The 16,519-nt window shown below is 73.7% G+C and carries 17 protein-coding genes; 8 read left to right on the top strand and 9 right to left on the bottom strand.

What is annotated here, in order from left to right; all coding sequences use genetic code 11:
* Positions 1 to 5: 5 nt before the first annotated feature.
* Entirely contained in the window at positions 6 to 1,403 is a 1,398-nt protein-coding gene (locus ACU436_RS38700; RefSeq protein ID WP_459032151.1) for an MFS transporter, read from the bottom strand.
* Positions 1,404 to 1,580: 177 nt separating this feature from the next.
* Between ACU436_RS38700 and ACU436_RS38695 the strand changes: the two genes are divergently transcribed.
* The 3 genes from ACU436_RS38695 (at position 1,581) to ligD (ending at position 3,534) form a co-directional block, all read left to right on the top strand.
* The gene (locus tag ACU436_RS38695; RefSeq protein ID WP_459032150.1) at positions 1,581 to 1,949 is read left to right on the top strand and encodes an FKBP-type peptidyl-prolyl cis-trans isomerase; all 369 of its coding nucleotides are present in this window, start codon (positions 1,581 to 1,583) and stop codon (positions 1,947 to 1,949) included.
* Positions 1,946 to 2,443 (top strand): metallophosphoesterase family protein, encoded by a 498-nt coding sequence (locus tag ACU436_RS38690; protein WP_459032149.1) that lies wholly within the window; start codon positions 1,946 to 1,948, stop codon positions 2,441 to 2,443. The genes ACU436_RS38695 and ACU436_RS38690 overlap by 4 nt, the downstream gene beginning before the upstream one ends.
* A gap of 131 nt (positions 2,444 to 2,574) precedes the next feature.
* Complete coding sequence (gene ligD / locus ACU436_RS38685) at positions 2,575 to 3,534, top strand: non-homologous end-joining DNA ligase (protein ID WP_459032092.1); 960 nt, start codon at positions 2,575 to 2,577, stop codon at positions 3,532 to 3,534.
* Positions 3,535 to 3,539: 5 nt separating this feature from the next.
* Here the strand turns inward: ligD and ACU436_RS38680 are convergent, their stop codons facing one another.
* Both ACU436_RS38680 and ACU436_RS38675 read right to left on the bottom strand, forming a co-directional pair.
* Entirely contained in the window at positions 3,540 to 4,964 is a 1,425-nt protein-coding gene (locus tag ACU436_RS38680; RefSeq protein WP_459032091.1) for a gamma-glutamyltransferase, read from the bottom strand.
* Positions 4,965 to 5,104: 140 nt separating this feature from the next.
* The gene (locus tag ACU436_RS38675) at positions 5,105 to 5,503 is read right to left on the bottom strand and encodes an NUDIX hydrolase (RefSeq protein ID WP_459032090.1); all 399 of its coding nucleotides are present in this window, start codon (positions 5,501 to 5,503) and stop codon (positions 5,105 to 5,107) included.
* Positions 5,504 to 5,594: 91 nt separating this feature from the next.
* Between ACU436_RS38675 and ACU436_RS38670 the strand changes: the two genes are divergently transcribed.
* A complete protein-coding gene (locus ACU436_RS38670; RefSeq protein WP_459032089.1) occupies positions 5,595 to 6,368 on the top strand; it encodes a GntR family transcriptional regulator in 774 nt (257 codons plus the stop codon).
* A 78-nt stretch (positions 6,369 to 6,446) separates the two neighbouring features.
* The gene (locus tag ACU436_RS38665; RefSeq protein WP_459032088.1) at positions 6,447 to 6,662 is read left to right on the top strand and encodes a hypothetical protein; all 216 of its coding nucleotides are present in this window, start codon (positions 6,447 to 6,449) and stop codon (positions 6,660 to 6,662) included.
* A 27-nt stretch (positions 6,663 to 6,689) separates the two neighbouring features.
* Here ACU436_RS38665 and ACU436_RS38660 read toward each other — a convergent pair whose 3' ends face one another.
* Positions 6,690 to 7,082 carry a cupin domain-containing protein gene (locus tag ACU436_RS38660; RefSeq protein WP_459032086.1) on the bottom strand — a complete coding sequence of 131 codons (393 nt, stop codon included), beginning with the start codon at positions 7,080 to 7,082 and terminating at the stop codon, positions 6,690 to 6,692.
* Positions 7,083 to 7,133: 51 nt separating this feature from the next.
* On the opposite strand from ACU436_RS38660, the gene ACU436_RS38655 reads away from it, so the two are divergent.
* The 3 genes from ACU436_RS38655 to ACU436_RS38645 are packed head-to-tail and all read left to right on the top strand — an operon-like array spanning position 7,134 to position 11,090.
* Positions 7,134 to 7,439: an antibiotic biosynthesis monooxygenase family protein gene (locus tag ACU436_RS38655; RefSeq protein WP_459032085.1), complete on the top strand. Its 306-nt coding sequence runs from the start codon at positions 7,134 to 7,136 to the stop codon at positions 7,437 to 7,439.
* Positions 7,440 to 7,485: 46 nt separating this feature from the next.
* A complete protein-coding gene (locus tag ACU436_RS38650) occupies positions 7,486 to 10,194 on the top strand; it encodes an alpha/beta fold hydrolase (RefSeq protein WP_459032084.1) in 2,709 nt (902 codons plus the stop codon).
* Positions 10,191 to 11,090 carry an ABC transporter permease gene (locus tag ACU436_RS38645; RefSeq protein WP_459032083.1) on the top strand — a complete coding sequence of 300 codons (900 nt, stop codon included), beginning with the start codon at positions 10,191 to 10,193 and terminating at the stop codon, positions 11,088 to 11,090. The genes ACU436_RS38650 and ACU436_RS38645 overlap by 4 nt, the downstream gene beginning before the upstream one ends.
* A 70-nt stretch (positions 11,091 to 11,160) precedes the next feature.
* Here ACU436_RS38645 and ACU436_RS38640 read toward each other — a convergent pair whose 3' ends face one another.
* From ACU436_RS38640 to ACU436_RS38620, 5 genes are read right to left on the bottom strand one after another with little or no spacing between them, the layout of a single operon-like run.
* Positions 11,161 to 12,264: an acetoin dehydrogenase dihydrolipoyllysine-residue acetyltransferase subunit gene (locus ACU436_RS38640; RefSeq protein ID WP_459032082.1), complete on the bottom strand. Its 1,104-nt coding sequence runs from the start codon at positions 12,262 to 12,264 to the stop codon at positions 11,161 to 11,163.
* On the bottom strand, positions 12,254 to 13,267 hold the full coding sequence (locus ACU436_RS38635) for an alpha-ketoacid dehydrogenase subunit beta (protein ID WP_459032081.1): 1,014 nt from the start codon (positions 13,265 to 13,267) through the stop codon (positions 12,254 to 12,256). Before ACU436_RS38635 ends, ACU436_RS38640 begins: the two co-directional genes overlap by 11 nt.
* Before the next feature lie 14 nt (positions 13,268 to 13,281).
* Entirely contained in the window at positions 13,282 to 14,277 is a 996-nt protein-coding gene (locus tag ACU436_RS38630; RefSeq protein WP_459032079.1) for a thiamine pyrophosphate-dependent dehydrogenase E1 component subunit alpha, read from the bottom strand.
* Entirely contained in the window at positions 14,274 to 15,344 is a 1,071-nt protein-coding gene (locus ACU436_RS38625; protein ID WP_459032078.1) for a 2,3-butanediol dehydrogenase, read from the bottom strand. The genes ACU436_RS38630 and ACU436_RS38625 overlap by 4 nt, the downstream gene beginning before the upstream one ends.
* Entirely contained in the window at positions 15,341 to 16,459 is a 1,119-nt protein-coding gene (locus tag ACU436_RS38620; RefSeq protein WP_459032077.1) for an ATP-NAD kinase family protein, read from the bottom strand. The genes ACU436_RS38625 and ACU436_RS38620 overlap by 4 nt, the downstream gene beginning before the upstream one ends.
* Positions 16,460 to 16,519: the final 60 nt, after the last annotated feature.

Here is a 16,519-nt window from a genome sequence, read left to right as displayed (position 1 = left end):
GTGGTTCAGCCGTGGGCGGCGTGGTCGTAGCTGTGGGTCTCCTCCTCGGTGCACCGGCGCCGGGCGACCCGTTCCTGCCGCAGGTCCCACACGGCGATGACGAGCGCCGCGCTCACCGAGAGCACCGCGCCGGAGAGCGCCACCGCGGCGGCGACCGGGTGGTTCTGCCCGGTCGCGCCCAGCACCAGGTAGTACCCGCCGGGCAGCGCGGCCGTGCCGATCGCCGCCCCGACCCGCTGGCCGGTCTGCAGCGCTCCCCCGGCCGAGCCGGCCATGCGCACCGGCACCTCGCGCAGCGCCAGCGTGATGTTCGGTGAGATCACCAGCCCACCGCCGAGCCCGGCGACGAGCAGTGCGGGCGCCATCGCGCCCATGAGCGCGGTCGCCGGCACGACCAGCACGACCCAGATCGTCGCGACCAGGCCGGTCAGCACGCAGACCAGCCCGACGACCGTCAGCAGGCGGCCGAAGCGCTCGACGAGGCGCCCGCCGGCCGCCGCCGAGACCGCGGACCCGAGCGCGAACGCCGTGACCGAGAGCCCGGACTGCAGCGGCGTGTAGCCCAACCCCGTCTGCAGGAAGAGCGCGAACACCAGCCAGATGCCGGAGAAGCCCAGGAAGTAGACGGCACCGAGCGCCGCGCCGGGCGCGTAGCCGCGCGTGCCGGAGAGCAAGCGGAGGTCGAGCAGCGGGGCACCGTGCCGCCGCGTCACGCGCCGCTCCCACCACACGAACAGCGTCCCCGCCGTCGCCGCGACGAGGAACAGCCACCACAGGCGGGCGACGCCACCGGACTCGGCCTCCACGAGCGGCAGCAGCACGGCGAACACGGCGCCGCCGAGCAGCAGCCCGCCGACGACGTCGATCCGCCCGGTGCGGCCGGCGGGGGCCGACGGGATGAGCCGGGCGGCGAGCACGAGCGCGACCACCCCGATCGGCACGTTGACCAGGAAGATCCAGCGCCACCCGTCCGGCCCGCCCGCCAGGGCGAGGATGACGCCGCCGACGACCGGGCCGACGGCCGTCGAGATCCCGACCGTCGCGCCGAAGAAGCCGAACGCCCTGCCGCGCTCGGCGCCGCTGAAGAGCTGCTGGATCAGCCCGGAGTTCTGCGGTGCCAGCGCCCCGGCCGCGAGGCCCTGCGCGAGCCGGGCCGCGACCAGCATCCCGATGCTCGTCGCCGCCCCGGCCAGCCCGCTGAACAGCACGAACGCCGCCAGCGCCCCGAGGAACATCCGCCGCCGCCCCAGCGCGTCGCCGAGCCGGCCCGCGGGGACGAGCGCGAGACCGAACGTGAGCGCGTAGCCCGAGACGACCCACTGGACGGCGGCCGGGTCGGCGCCGAGTCCCTGCTGGAGGGACGGCAACGCGACCGAGACGATGCTGACGTCGAGCAGGCTCATGAAACCGGCGACGAGCGTGACCGACAGCGCCCGCCACCGGTTCGGGTCGGGCGCTCGGGAGTCGGACCGATGCGCGTCCGGCCTGGCCACGAGCCATGTCTACCCGCCGCCATCCCGTCTGGCACGCTGGGCGCGCCCACCATCAGGAGGAAGAACGTGGCTCTGCAACAACCCGGGATGGAACGACCCGACGTCGACCCGCACGACGGCCCCGCCCCCGCCGACCTGCTGGTCGAGGACCTCAAACCCGGCGACGGCACCGAGGCGACCCCGGGCCGCACCGTCGAGGTGCACTACGTCGGCGTGGCCCACTCCACCGGGGAGGAGTTCGACGCCTCCTGGAACCGCGGCTCGACGCTCCAGTTCCCGCTGGGCGCCGGGCGCGTCATCACGGGCTGGGACCGCGGCGTGGCCGGGATGAAGGTCGGCGGCCGCCGCCGGCTGGTGATCCCGCCGCACCTGGGCTACGGCGACCGCGGCGCGGGCGGCGCGATCAAGCCCGGCGAGACGCTGATCTTCGTCGTCGATCTGGTGGACGTGCACTGAAGCTGCTCCTGACCTCCGACACCCACCTCCCGGTGCGGGCGAAGGACCTGCCCGCACCGGTCTGGGCGGCGGTCGACGCCGCCGACGTGGTGATCCACGCGGGCGACTGGGTGTCGGTCGACCTGCTGGACGCGCTCGAGGCGAGGGCGCACCGGCTCGTCGGCGTGTTCGGCAACAACGACGGCGCCGCGCTCCGGGCCCGGCTACCCGAGGTGGCGCGCGTCGATCTGGAGGGCGTCCGGTTCGCGGTGGTGCACGAGACCGGCGCCGCCACCGGGCGCGAACGGCGCTGCGTGCGCGAGTACCCGGGCACCGACGTGCTGGTGTTCGGCCACAGCCACATCCCGTGGGACACCACCGCGGAGAGCGGGCTGCGCCTGCTCAACCCCGGCTCCCCCACCGACCGCCGGCGGCAGCCCACCTTCACCTGGATGACCGCCGACGTAGCCGGCGGCACCGTGAGTGAGGTACGTCTGCACCACCTGCAGCGCTAACCTCAGTGACCACTTCGCACATCCAGCACGGGCTTCGCGCAAGGCCGGCCTTGTGCGAAGCCGGTCCTGGGTGTGCGAAGTGCGATCGGGAGGGCCTGGCCCGGTCGCCGTGATCGTGGTACGAGTGCTCGGTGAGCCGTGCGAAGACCGTGGAGACGCGGGACGGGGTGGAGCTGTCCAACCTCGACCAGCCGCTCTTCGACGGCGCCGACGCCACCAAGCGCGACCTCGTCGACTACCTCGACGCGGTGCGCGACCGGATCCTGCCCGAGCTGCGGCAGCGGCCGCTCTCGGTGATCCGGATCCGGCCGGGGCAGGAGCCGTTCATGCAGAAGAACGTGCCCAAGTACACGCCGGACTGGATCGAGACGACCACGGTGTGGGCCGAGGCGTCGCGGCGCGAGGTGCGCTACGCCCTGGCGAACGACCGGCGCACGCTGCTGTGGTTCGCCAACCAGCGCTCGGTGGAGTACCACCCGACGCTGATGCGCGTGGGTGAGCACCACCCCACGCACCTGATCATCGACCTCGACCCGCCGGAGGGCGACGACTTCGCGCACGTCGTCCGGACCGCGCACCTCGTGCGCCAGGCCCTCACCGACAGCGGGCTCGAGGGCGTCGTCAAGACGAGCGGGTCGAAGGGGCTGCACATCTTCGTGCCCCTCGCCGACGACGTGGGGTTCGAGGATGCCGCGGCCGCCACCCGCGCGCTCGCCGCCCGGGCCGAACGGGTCGACCCCGACGTGGCGACCACCGCCTACATCAAGGAGGACCGGGGCGGGAAGGTGTTCGTGGACTCCACCCGGTCGGGTGGCGCCACGGTGGTCGCCGCCTACAGCCCGCGGGTGCGGCCGGGCGTGCCGGTGTCGTTCCCGGTGGCGTGGGAGGACCTCGACCGCGTGACACCCCGCGACTTCACCGTCCGCACCGCCGTCGACCTCCTCGGCGACGCGGACCCGTGGCGCGAGCGCACACCGCCACCCCAGGGCCTCCCCGCCGACCTGCTGGAGGAGGGGCACGCCATCCCGATCGCACGGGTCGCGGCGATGCACGAGGGGAAGCGCCGGAAACGGGCGCAACAGCAGCAGTAGCCGCCTCACACCACGACGACGCCCCCGCACCGCCGCCCGTCCGCTCCACCGTCCAGCGCGCCGGCGCGGACGTCGCGCCGGACGGCCTGGCAACCCCCGAAGAACAGGTTCGGCGCGTCGAACCGCAGCACGGGGCCGGCCACGGCCCGAAGCGTCGCGACGTCGATCCCCGGCTCGGCGTACGCGACCCCCCGCTCCACGTGCAGCCGCGGCGCGTCCACGGCGTCCTGCGGCGACATTCCCCGGTCGACCATGTTCACGAGGACCTGCAGGAGGGCGCTGCGGATCCGGCTCGAGCCCGCGGAGCCGACCACGAACTCGGCGGCGCCGTCCCGGCGCACCACCGTCGGGGCCATCGCCGAGGGCAGCCGCTCGCCGACGCCGTACGCACCGAGCAGGTCGTGCTCGCCGAGCATGTTGTTGAGGTGGATGCCCGTGCCGGGGACGGTCACGCCGGAACCCGTGCCGTTGGTGCAGGTCACCGAGCAGGCCCAGCCGTCGGCGTCGAGGACCGAGACGTGGGTGGTGGAGCCCAGCCGGTCCACCGCGACCGGTGCCATCGCGTCGCGGTCGCCCACCGCGAGGGCCGCGGCGAGGCCGGGCACGTCCGGCACGCGGCCGGTGGCGCCGAGGTGCACCAGCGCGCGGACGAGCCTGCTCCCGCCCGCGCTCGGCGGCGGGTTGGTGAAGACCTCCCGTCCGCGGTACCCGACGCGCAGCGGGATCCGTTGCACGACCTGGTACCCGGCGAGATCGGCCGGGGTCAGCACGCCACCGCCGGCGCACACCCGGTCCGAGACGGCGTGGCCGATGTCGCCGGTGTAGAACGGCGCCGCGCCGTCCGCGCCGAGCCGGTCGAGCGAGTCGGCGAGCTCCTCGTCCCGGAGCAGCTCGCCCTCCCGCGGCGGCCGGCCGTCCAGCAGGAACCGCGCCGCGGCGTCCGGGGTGGAGCCGACGACGGCGGCCAGCAGACCGAACAGGTACGCCTGCATCGCGTTCACCCGCACCCCGGTGCGGGCCAGCCGCGCCGCCGGCGCGGTGAGCTCGGCGAGCGGCATCCGCCCGAACCGCTCCACCGCGCCGGCCACGCCCGCGGGCGCCCCGTACGTCGCGCAGGAGGAGGCCCCGATGTCGAAGATCTGGGTCGCGTCCTCGAACGACACCACGATGTGGGTCATCGGCGCCGGGGGCGCGGCGGCTCCGCGGCCGGGGGCGGCCACGAAGAAGTCGAGCAGGACCGGCAGCTGTCCCGGGGGCGCGACGAGCAGGTACCCACCGGCGCCCAGCCCGGTGAGCAGCGGCTCCGCGACGAACGACGTGACGACCGCGGCCACCGCGGCGTCCACGGCATTGCCCCCGGCCTGCAGGGCCGCTGCTCCGGCGGCCGCCGACGCCGGGTGCCCCGCGGCGACCACGCCCCGCTGCACCACGGTCGGAAACTAGCGCGTCGCGGGCGGGCGTGTCAGCGTCGCCGAACGCCAACGACGCGATGGGGGCTGCTGCGGACGCACCGACTACTGGGAGTGGTGTGGGAGCGACATGTCCGTCGCTCCCACACCACTCGCGACGATCAAGTCACGCGGACGCCGTCGTGTGCACGAACGGCGACGCCGTCGTTCAGCGCGTCCAGGATCCGGATCGCGTACGCGGGACTCATGTGCCGGCGCACCTCGTCCAACGTGAACCACGCAACCCGTCTCGACTCGTCCGTCACGGTGGCCTGACCGGCCGCGGGGCGGCAGCGGAACACCAGAGCGACGATCCCCCGCGTCATGTTCTTGTACACGCCGGTGAGGCGCCCCACTTCGACGTGCACTCCGGTCTCCTCGGCGACTTCCCGGCGCACGCCCTCTTCGAACGTCTCCGCAAGTTCGAGCACCCCGCCGGGCGCTTCCCAGCGACCGTTGTCCCGGCGCTGGATGGCGAGCACCCGCCCGTCGTCGCGCACGACGACCCCGGCAACGCTCACGGAGTGTCTGGGCGCACTGCCCATGTCGAGCCCTTCCTCCGACGATCAGGGACGTACCCTACGGGGTGCCTAGACGACTGGAGGTGTCGGCGTGCAGCTCGGCCGCATCGATCGGCTGAAGGATCGGCCGCCTTATCGGCAGATCGCTGAACATCTTCGTGCCGCGATCGACACCGGTGAACTCGGGCCAGGGGATCGGCTCCCTTCCGAGGCGGAGTTGAGGGAGCACTACGGCGTAGCGCGGATGACAGCGCGGCAAGCGATCCAGGAGCTGCGCGCCGAAGGTCTGGTGGTCGCAGAACACGGGCGCGGCGTCTTCGTTCGGCAGCCGCCACCCGTCCGGAGACTGGCGTCGGAACGGTTCTCGCGCGAACACCGCGTGGCGGGGAAGGCAGCCTTCCTCGCCGAGGCGGAGAGAAGCGGCTTCCAACCCCGTGTCGACCAGATTGAGATCACGCGCGTCAACGCGCCCGACTTCGTGCGTGACCGCCTGCGATTGAAGGAGCATCTCGTGCTGAGCCGCTCTCGCCGCTACTCCGCCGACAACCGGCCCGTCGAGCTCGCGGTGTCATACCTGCCCCTCGCGCTCGCGGAAGGCACCCCGATCACGGAGATCGCTACCGGTCCCGGTGGCGTCTACGCCAGGCTGGAGGACGCCGGACACACCCTCGATCGGTTCGTCGAGGAGGTCACGGCCCGCATGCCAACGGTCGAGGAACGTAGCCGGCTGGAGCTGCAGGCAGGCGTACCCGTCATCGTCGTCATCCGCACCGCCTACGACACAGCAGGCAGTCCGGTCGAGGTCTGCCACACCGTCAAGTCCGCCCCGGCGTACGTCTTGGAGTACGAGATCAAGGCCCGCTGACTCGGTTGCCACTTGTCTAGGGGACCGATAATCTCAACTTCCCTAGACGTCCAGGTGAGCCGAGGAGCCGTGATCTGCTTGAACAATGACGAGGTCGACGACTACCTGGCAGCGCAGCGGAGCTTCGCCGCCGCAGTGGCCTTCATGGCAGCGCAACCCGGCGGCCCCGAACGTACCCTCGGCCTCCACCGCCGCCGTGCAGACGGCTACTGCACGGGCTGCATGCACACCCTCTCGCGCTGGCCATGCACCGTGGCCCGAATCGCTCTCGGGGCCGTCGCCGGCCGCAACTGATCGTCGAGGCCGACGTCCCAGCCTCCCTCAGGACGTCGGGGGCTCGTCCTCCCCCGACTCCTCCGCCGCGTCGGCCTCCTCCTTCGTGCGGTGCACGGCGCCGTCGGCGTGGTCGGGCGGGCCGTAGACGGTGTACAGGACCAGCGGGTTCGGACCCGTGTTCACGAAGTTGTGCTTCGTGCCCGCCGGCACGACCACCAGGTCGCCCGCCTCCACGGCCTTCGCCTCACCGGCCACCCTCGCCTCGGCGGTGCCGCTGACGAACGTGAGGATCTGGTCGATCCCCTCGTGGACCTCCTCGCCGATCTCTCCGCCCGGCGGGATCGTCATGATCACGAGCTGGGTGTGCTCACCCGTCCAGAGGACGCGGCGGAAGTCGTCGCTGCGCTCCGCGACGGTCGCGATGGTGAAGTGCTCCATGCCGGATCTGTGCCCCGAACGCCCGCGTTCCACTCGTGCGAGGATGCCCGGATGGTCATGGAGATCGCCGACATCGCCGTCCGGCCCGGCACCGAGGAGGAGTTCGCCGCCGCCGTCCGCGACGGCATCCGGTACGTCTCCGACACCCCCGGCTTCCGGGACGCCCGGCTCACCAAGGGCATCGAGTCACCCGGTCGGTTCGTGCTGCTGATCGAGTGGGACAGCGTGGAGGCCCACACGGTCGGGTTCCGCGAGTCCGAGAACTTCGGGCGCTGGCGCGGCCACATCGGCCCGTTCCTCGACGGCGAGCCCCGCGTGGAGCACTTCGACGAGGTCACCCTGCCCGGGCACTTCTGAGAGCGGACTGAGGGCACTACCGAGAGCCACCCCGTAACGTCGCCCTGTGCACCCCGCCCGCGGCCGCCGACGGTCCCTCGCGCTCAGCGTCGTGCTCGCCGTGGTGGGTGGCCTCCTGCTCACGGGCGCGGCGCCCGCGGACGTCCGGGTGTCGGAGGAGCGGGTCACCACCCCCGACGGCGTCGAGCTGGACACCTCGCTCTACCTGCCGGCCGTCACCCCGGCCCCCGCGGTGCTGGTGGCCCACGGGTTCGGCGGCAGCAAGGCGTCCGTGGACACCGACGCCCGCGCGCTCGCCGCACGCGGGTTCGTGGTGCTCACCTGGTCGGCGCGCGGGTTCGGCACGAGCACCGGGCAGATCGCACTCGACTCCCCCGACCACGAGGTGGCCGACGCCCGGGCCCTCGTCGACCGGCTCTCGACGCTCCCCGAGGTACAGCAGGACGGACCGGGCGACCCGCGCGTCGGCGTCACCGGCGCCTCGTACGGCGGGGCGCTCGCGCTGCTGCTGGCCGGGTACGACCCGCGCGTCGACGCCCTCGCCCCGGTGATCACCTGGAACGACCTCGGCCAGGCGCTCTTCCCGAACGCGGCCACGGCGGCACCGCCCGCGGCCGACACGCCCGCCCGGGGCGTCGCCGCCCCGGACGGGGTGTTCAAGAGCGGCTGGGCGGGGATGCTCTTCTCCGCGGGGAGCGACCCGGCGGGAGGAACCGGCGCGAACCCGTGCGGCCGGTTCACCGCCGAGATCTGCGCCGCCTACACCGAGGCCGCCACCACCGGCAGGCTCTCCCCCGCCACCGCGGAGCTGCTGCGCCGCTCGTCACCCGCCACCGTCGCAGGCCGGATCACGGCACCGACGCTGCTGGTGCAGGGCGAACAGGACACCCTGTTCGGGCTCGACCAGGCCGACGCGACGGCCCGGCAGATCGCGGCCGCGGGCGGCCGCGTCAAGGTGGAGTGGTTCGGCGGCGGCCACGACGGCGCCGCACCCGGCGACGCCGTCCGCGGCGACATCGGCGACTGGTTCGACTTCCACCTCGCCCGCACCGGCGACGACCCGGGCACGGGCTTCTCCTACGTGGTGGCGAGCGGCGTCCGGGCGGGGGCGAACACGCCCACCAGCCGCGCCCTCGCCGCCCCCGCCTACCCGGGCCTGCCCGGCAGCGCCCCGCTCCTCACCACACCGCTCGCGCTCGAGGGCGACCCGCAGCAGGTCGTGCACCCGGCGGGCGGCCACCCGGCCGCGATCACGTCGCTGCCCGGGATCGGCGGCGCGCTCGGCTCCCTCGCCGGTCGGATCTCCGCGTTCGCCGCCGACCCGGCAGGCCAGTCCGCCACCTTCCGCACGGCGCCGCTCGCGGCCTCGCTCGTGGTGGCCGGCGCCCCGCGCGTCCAGGTGGGCGTCGCGCGCGTGCCGGGGCAGCCGGCCCCGGCGGAGGCCGTGCTGTTCGCCCGCATCACGGAACTGTCGCCGGACGGGCGGCGCACGCTGCTCGGCGGTGCGGTCGCGCCGATCCGGGTGCCGGTCCCCGCGGACGGGACGCCCGCGACGGTCACGGTGGCGCTGCCGGCTGTGGTGGCGCCGGTGGAGTCCGGCAACCAGCTCGTCGTCTCGATCGCCACCACCGACCAGGGCTTCACCGGCCCGGTCGAACCGGCGGTCTGGCAGGTCGGCGTCACCGGGGAGCTCACCGTGCCCGTGGTGCCGGGCACGAGCGCCACGGCCTCCACGGTGCCGCTCGGGCCACTCGTCGGGATCGCCGTGGTGCTCGCCGTCGCGCTGCTCGGCTGGGTGCTGGCCCGGCTGCGCGGCCGGCGTGCCGCCGTGCCCTCCGCGGATGACGGCCCGCCGCTGCACGTCACGGGCCTCGCCAAGACCTACTCCGGCGGCTTCCGGGCGGTGAAGGACGTCTCGTTCACCGTCGAGAAGGGTGTGGTGCTCGGCCTGCTGGGGCCCAACGGGGCCGGCAAGACCACCGTGCTGCGGATGCTCATGGGCCTGGTGCGCCCGACGGCCGGCACGATCAGCGCCTTCGGCGAGCCGATCGGGCCCGGCGCCCCGGTGCTGGCCCGGATCGGCGCGTTCGTCGAGGGCCCGGGGTTCCTCCCGCACCTGTCCGGCGCGGACAACCTGCGCCTCTACTGGTCGGCCACCGGCCGCCCGGTCGCCGACGCCCACGTCGAGGAGGCCCTCGAGATCGCCGAGCTCGGCTCGGCCCTCGACCGCCGGGTCGGCACCTACAGCCAGGGCATGCGCCAGCGGCTGGCCATCGCGCAGGCGATGCTCGGCCTCCCCGACCTGCTGGTGCTCGACGAGCCGACCAACGGGCTCGACCCGCCGCAGATCTCGGCGATGCGCGAGGTCCTGCGCCGCTACGTGGCGCGGGGCCGCACGGTCGTCCTGTCGAGCCACCTGCTCGCGGAGGTGGAGCAGACGTGCACGCACGTGGTCGTGATGCACCGCGGCGAGGTGGTGGCCGACGGCACCGTCGAGGAGATCATCGCCGGCGGCGGCGCCGCCACGTTCACCGTCGACGCCCCGGAGCGGGCGGCGTCGGTGCTCTCCGACCTCGCGGGCGTCCGCTCGGTCGAGGTGACCGACGGGGGCGTGCACGCGGAGCTGAACGGCACCCCGCGCGCCGAAGCGGTGCGGGCGCTCGTCACCGCCGGGGTGGAGGTGGCGGCGGCCGGGCCGCGCCGGCGCCTCGAGGACGCGTTCCTGCAGCTGGTCGGGGAGGACCGGACGCCATGAGTGAGCTTGCGAGCGAATCATCGGCACGGACGGAGACCCCCAGGAAGCCGCCCTCCGCGGTGACGCGCCGAGCCTTCCGCCCCGAGCGCACGCTGCCGCTGCGGGTCGAGCTGGAACGCCAGCTGCGGCGCCGCCGGACGCAGGTGGTGTTCGGCCTCGTCGTGCTGCTGCCGGTGCTGCTGTGGGTGGCGTTCGAGCTGGCCCCGGACACCTCACCAACGGGCTCGCTCACGCTCGTCGACCTCGCGACCAGCAGCGGGCTGAACTTCACGGTGTTCGCGATGTTCGCGTCGTCGTCGTTCCTGCTGGTCGTGGTCGTGGCGCTGTTCTTCGGCGACACGGTGGCGGCCGAGGCGTCCTGGTCGAGCCTGCGCTACCTGCTCGCGGCGCCGGTGCCGCGGGCGCGCCTGCTGCGGCAGAAGACCGTGGTGGCCGCCCTGCTGTCGCTCGCCGCGCTGGTCCTGCTGCCGGTCGTGTCGCTCGTCGTCGGCACCCTCGCGTACGGAGCGGGCGACATGGTGAGCCCGACGGGGGCATCGCTGGACTACGGGCCCGGCACCGCGCGGATCCTGTCCGGCGCGGTGTACCTCGCGGTGCACCTGAGCTGGGTGGCGGCGCTCGCGCTGCTGCTGTCGGTGTCGACCGACGCCCCGCTCGGCGCCGTGGGCGGGGCGGTCATGGTGTCGATCGTGTCGCAGATCCTCGACCAGATCACCGCACTCGAAGGCCTGCGCGACTTCCTGCCCACCCACTTCGACGACGCCTGGGCCGGCCTCCTCGGTGACCCGGTGGACTGGGACGGCATGACGCGGGGCGCGCTCTCGGCGATGATCTACGCGCTGCTCCTGGGCGCGGGAGCGATCTGGCACTTCCAACGCAAGGACATCACGAGCTGAGACGGCCGCCGGAGTCGCAGCAAGGTGGCTTTACTCCGGTGGGACCGGAGTAAAGCCACCTTGCTGCGGTTCACAAGTGGGCGCGGACCGCCCTCAGGACCTCGCCCGGCGCCTCCATGTGCGCCATGTGGCCGGCCTCCACCCGCGTCAGCTCCACCCCGTCCGGCACCGGGACGATGCGGTCGGACGCGCCCCACACCACCGCCAGCGGCACGTCGGCGCCCGCCAGCAGGCCCGGGGTGTCGATGGCCTGGCGGTCACCGTCGCCGAGCAGGGTGCCGAGCACTGCGGTGAGCGCCTTGTCGACGCCGTCGAGGCGCTTGTAGCGCAGCAGGTCGTCGACGAGCTGGCGCGTGACGAGAGAACCGTCCGCGAACAGCCTCCCGACCAGCGGCTTCAGCTCCCGCCGCGAGGACGCGGAGGCGAACCCGCGCAGGTACTCGGCGTCGACCTCCGGGGTGAACCCGGCGGGCGAGATGAGCGTCAGCGACGCGACCCTCCCGGGCGCGGCCTGCGCCACCGCGGCCGCGACGGCGCCGCCCAGCGAGTGCCCCACGAGGTGGGCCCGCTCGATCCCGACCGCGTCGAGGAAGCCGGTGACGGTCTCGGTGAGCGTCCGGAGCGACCCGTCGCCGACGTCCTTGCCGGACGCGCCGTGCCCCGGCAGGTCGAGGGCGATCGCGCGGTGTCCCTCCTCGGCGAGCGGCTGCTGCACGAACAGCCAGGAGTTCTTGTCCCCGCCGTAGCCGTGCACGAGGACGACGGGGACATCGGCCTCCTCGGGACCGAGCGCCAGGTAGGAGATGCTCCGCCCGCCGACCTCGACGAGCTGCGGCTCCGGCTCGTCCCCTTCCTCCAGCGCCCCGGACGCGACGGCCGCCTTCGCCTCCTCGACGACGGCGTCGATCTCGGCGTCGGCCACGTCCGCGGGCGCGACGACAGCGAGCACGGCGCCGACCGGCAGGTCCGAGCCCGGCTCGGCGATGATCCGCCGCACCGGCCCCTCGACCGGTGACTCGAGGGTGCCGGCGATCTTGTCGGTCTCGATGTCGACGATGTCGTCGCCCTTGGCGATCGTGTCGCCCTCGGACACGAACCAGTCGACGATCTTGCCCGTCTTCATCGACAGGCCCCACTTGGGCATCGTGACTGTCAGGATCCGCTCATCGGGCATAGTCGACCGCCGTCTTCACCGCTCCGGCGATCTTCGCCGCGTCCGGGATGAACAGGTCCTCCAGCGCGTCGGTGAAGGGCACCGGGGTGTGCGGGCCGGTCACCAGCTGGATCGGCGCGCGCAGCGACCCGAACGCGTCCTGCGCCACCGTCGCTGCGACGTCGGTGGCCAGCGAGCAGCGCGGGTGGGCCTCGTCCACCACGACGAGCCGGCCGGTGTTCTCCACCGACTCCAGGATCGTGTCGACGTCCAGCGGGCTGGTGGTGCGCGGGTCGATCACCTCGGCCTGCACGCCGGAGCCGGCGAGCTCCTCGGCCGCCTCCAGCGCGGTGTGCACCATCCGGCCGATCGCGACGATCGTGACGTCCCCGCCTTCACGCGCGACGTTGGCCTCGCCGAACGGGAGCGCGTAGCTCTCCTCCGGCACGTCGGCGGACGTGTCGTAGAGCATCTTGTGCTCGGCGAAGATCACCGGGTCGTCGTCGCGGATCGCCGCGATCATCAGCCCCTTCGCGTCGTAGGCGTTGGACGGCGCCGCGACCTTCAGGCCCGGGACGTGCGTGAACACCGACAGCAGCGACTGCGAGTGCTGCGCGGCGGCCCGCAGGCCCGCCCCCCACATCGTCCGGATCACCACGGGAGTGACGGCGTTGCCGCCGAACATGTACCGGAACTTCGCGGCCTGGTTGAAGATCTGGTCGAAGCAGACGCCCATGAAGTCGATGAACATCAGCTCGGCCACCGGCCGGAGCCCGCCGGTCGCGGCCCCGATCGCCGCACCGATGAACGCCGACTCCGAGATCGGGGTGTCCATCACGCGGCCCGGGAACTTCCCGTACAGGCCCTTGGTGACGCCGAGGACCCCGCCCCACGCGTCCATGTCGCCGGGGGCGCCCTCGCCGCCCGCGTTGTCCTCGCCCATGACGATCACGCGCTCGTCGCGCTCCATCTCCTGGGCCAGCGCCTCGTTGATCGCCTCGCGGTAGGTGATGCTGCGTGCCATGTCGGGCTCTCCCCTCAGTACGAGACGTAGACGTCGGTGAGCAGGTCGGCGGCCCCCGGCTTCGGCGCTGCCTTCGCCGCCACCACGGCGGCCTCGACGGCGATGGCGACCTCGGAGTCGATCTGGTCGAGCTGTGCGCCGTCGAGCTGCCCACCGTCGGTGACGTTGGCGCGGAAGCGCTTGAGGCAGTCGAGCTTCTCGCGCGCGTTCGCGACCTCGTCGGCGCGGTAGAGCTGCTGGTCGCCCTCGAAGTGACCGAAGTAGCGGGTGAACTTGACCTCGATGAGCGTCGGGCCGCCGCCCTCGCGGGCCCGGGCGATCGCTTCACCCGCGGCCTCGTGGACCGCGAAGAAGTCGAACCCGTCCACGATCACACCGGGCATGCCGAACGCCGCGGCCCGGTCGGCGATGTCGTCGGTGGCGACCGACCAGCTCGACGACGTGGCCTCGGCGTAGCCGTTGTTCTCCGCCACGAAGACCGCCGGCAGGTTCCAGACCGTGGCCAGGTTCAGCGACTCGAGCGTGGTGCCCTGGTTGGACGCCCCGTCGCCGAAGAACGCGACCGCCACGCCGCCGTCGCCCTTGTGCTTGGACGCGAGCGCGCGCCCGCAGATGAGCGGCGGGCCACCACCCACGATGCCGTTGGCGCCGAGCATGCCCTTGGACAGGTCCGCGATGTGCATCGAGCCGCCCTTGCCGCGGCACGACCCGGTGCTCCGCCCGTAGATCTCGGCCATCATCCCGCTGATGTCCACGCCCTTGGCGATGCAGTGCCCGTGGCCGCGGTGGGTGGAGGCGATCGCGTCGCGGTCGTCGAGGTGCGCGCACACCCCGGCGGCGGAGGCCTCCTCACCCGCGTAGAGGTGCACGAACCCGGGGATGTCGCCACCGGCGAACTCCTCGTGCACCCGCTCCTCGAAGTCGCGGATCGTCCGCATCACGCGGTAGGCGGCGAGGAGCCGGTCGGGTGTGAGCTCCTGGGACGTGGGGCTGGGCAGGGTGCCGGTCATGACAGCTCCTCCTTCGGCGAGACGAGGATCTTCACGTTCTCCTCCTTGTTGTCGATCAGCTCGCGGAAGCCGCCGTCGACGATGTCGGCGAGCCCGATCCGGCCGGTGATGAACTGCTCGGCGTCGACGGTCCCGTCGCGGAGCAGGGCGATCGTGTCGGCGTGGTCGCCGCAGTACGCGAGCGAGCCGATGACGTTGACCTCGGAGAACACGAGCTCGTTCATCGGCACCTGCGGCACGTGCCCCCAGATCGCGACGTTCACGACGGTGCCGCCGGGGCGGACGGAACCGATCGCGGCGGCCAGCACGGCATCGACGCCCGCGCACTCGAACGCGACGTCCGCACCGGCGCCGGAGGTGAGGTCGCGGATCGCGTCGGGCACGTCGGCGTCGCCCGGGTCGAGGACCTCGTCGGCGCCCGCCCCGGCCGCCTTCGCCTTGCGCGCGGCCGCGGGCTCGACCACGATCACCCGCCCGGCCCCGGCGGCCTTCAGCGCCGCCGTCGTGACGAGGCCGATCGGGCCGGCGCCGAACACGGCCGCCGTTCCTCCCGGCGCCACGCCGGACAGGCGCACGGCGTGGTAGCCGACCGCGAGGGGCTCGACGAGGGCCCCGACGTCGGTGGGGAGATCGCCCAGCGGGTGCACCCAGCGCGCGTCCACGACGCACCGCTCCGCGAACCCGCCGTCCTGCCCGGACAACCCGACGAAGCCGAGCTTGCGGCAGATGTTGTAACGGCCCGCCGCGCAGGCGACGCAGTCGCCGCAGACGTAGTACGGCTCGACGGCGACCCGGTCCCCCTCCTGCACCCCCGGCACGCCGGCACCGACGGCGGACACGACGCCCGCGAACTCGTGCCCCATGACGACCGGCAGCTCCGACCCGGTGATCGGGTGCGGTGCCCCCTGCTGCGGGATGAAGATCGGGCCCTCGAGGAACTCGTGCAGGTCGGTGCCGCAGATGCCGCACCAGTCGACGCTCACCTCGACCTGGCCCGGCCCGGCCTGCGGGTCCGGGACGTCCTCGACGCGGACGTCGCCCCTGCCGTGGAACCGTGCCGCTCTCATGATCGGACCTCCTGCGTGATCGCGCCCGGGTCGAGCAGCCGCCGCTGCGCCGCGGCGGCGAGGACCGTGCGCACGTCGAGCACCCGCGGCCCGTCCGGCGCGAGCGTGACCGTGACCGGCGTCGCCGGCCCGAACTCGATCTCCCGCTCCCCGTCCACGGCGACGGTGCCGCGCGCGAGGCCGACCGGATGCGGCTCACCGGCGGCGAGCGGGCCGGCGGCGCGCACGCCGATCGGCGCGACGACGCCCGGCGCGATCGGGGCGAGCACGGTCTGCGGGGCGGCCTCGGCGCCGGCCAGCCGGACGACGACCCCGTGCGGGTCGCTGCGGGCGGCCGGGTGCAGCAGCCCTGCGATGCTGGACAGGCCGATGGCGTGCGGCTCGGCGAACGCGCAGTAGAGCTCGTGCAGCGTGGCCGGCTGCCACAGCGCCCGGGACCCGACGTGCGTCACCGTCGAGACGCACACGTCGACGAGGGCGAGCTCGTGGCTCGCGCCCGCGACGACGTGCAGGACCTTCGCCCGGTAGCTGGCGTCGGCCACAGGCACCCGGCCCGTCGCGACGAGCCCGGCCGCCGTCCCGGCGACCGTCGCCTCCCACATCTCGGGGAACGCGTTGTTGGTGCCCGTGGACAGCGGCAGCAGCGCGACGTCCCCGCTCGCCGCCGCGGCCGCCCGCACCGTGCCGTCCCCGCCGAGCAGGACGATCACCGACGCCCCGGCGGCCACCATCCGCCGCACCAGCGCGCGCGTGTCCTCGGCCGTGCCGCTGATCGCGTCCAGCTCGACGAACTCCAGCTCGGGCCAGCGTGCCGCGCCCGCACGGCGCTTGTCCCTCGCCCGCAGCACCCCGGCCGCGACCCCCATGCCGTCGGTGGACATCAGCACCCGCCCGACGCCGGTGGCCCCGGCCGCGGCGACGAGCCGCAGCGCCATGTTGGTCTTCTCCGCGTTCGGGAAGACCGAGGCCTGCGCGACGAGCCTGCGGATGTCCCGCCCGGACATCGGGTTGGCGACGATCCCGATGGCCGAGCCCGCCACGACCGGCAGCCCCGTCGTCCCGGACGGGTGCTGCCCGTTCGACCCGCTCTGCTGCACCCGCGCCTCCGAGCTCACGCGAGGCCCCGGCGCCCCGCGTGACCCACTTCACTCCGGCGGGCGCGCCGGGGCAACAGT

This window comes from Pseudonocardia wallangbongensis, assembly GCF_054486945.1.
Note: the sequence above shows the minus strand (reverse complement) of the source record. Positions and strands in the feature narration are given on the sequence as shown.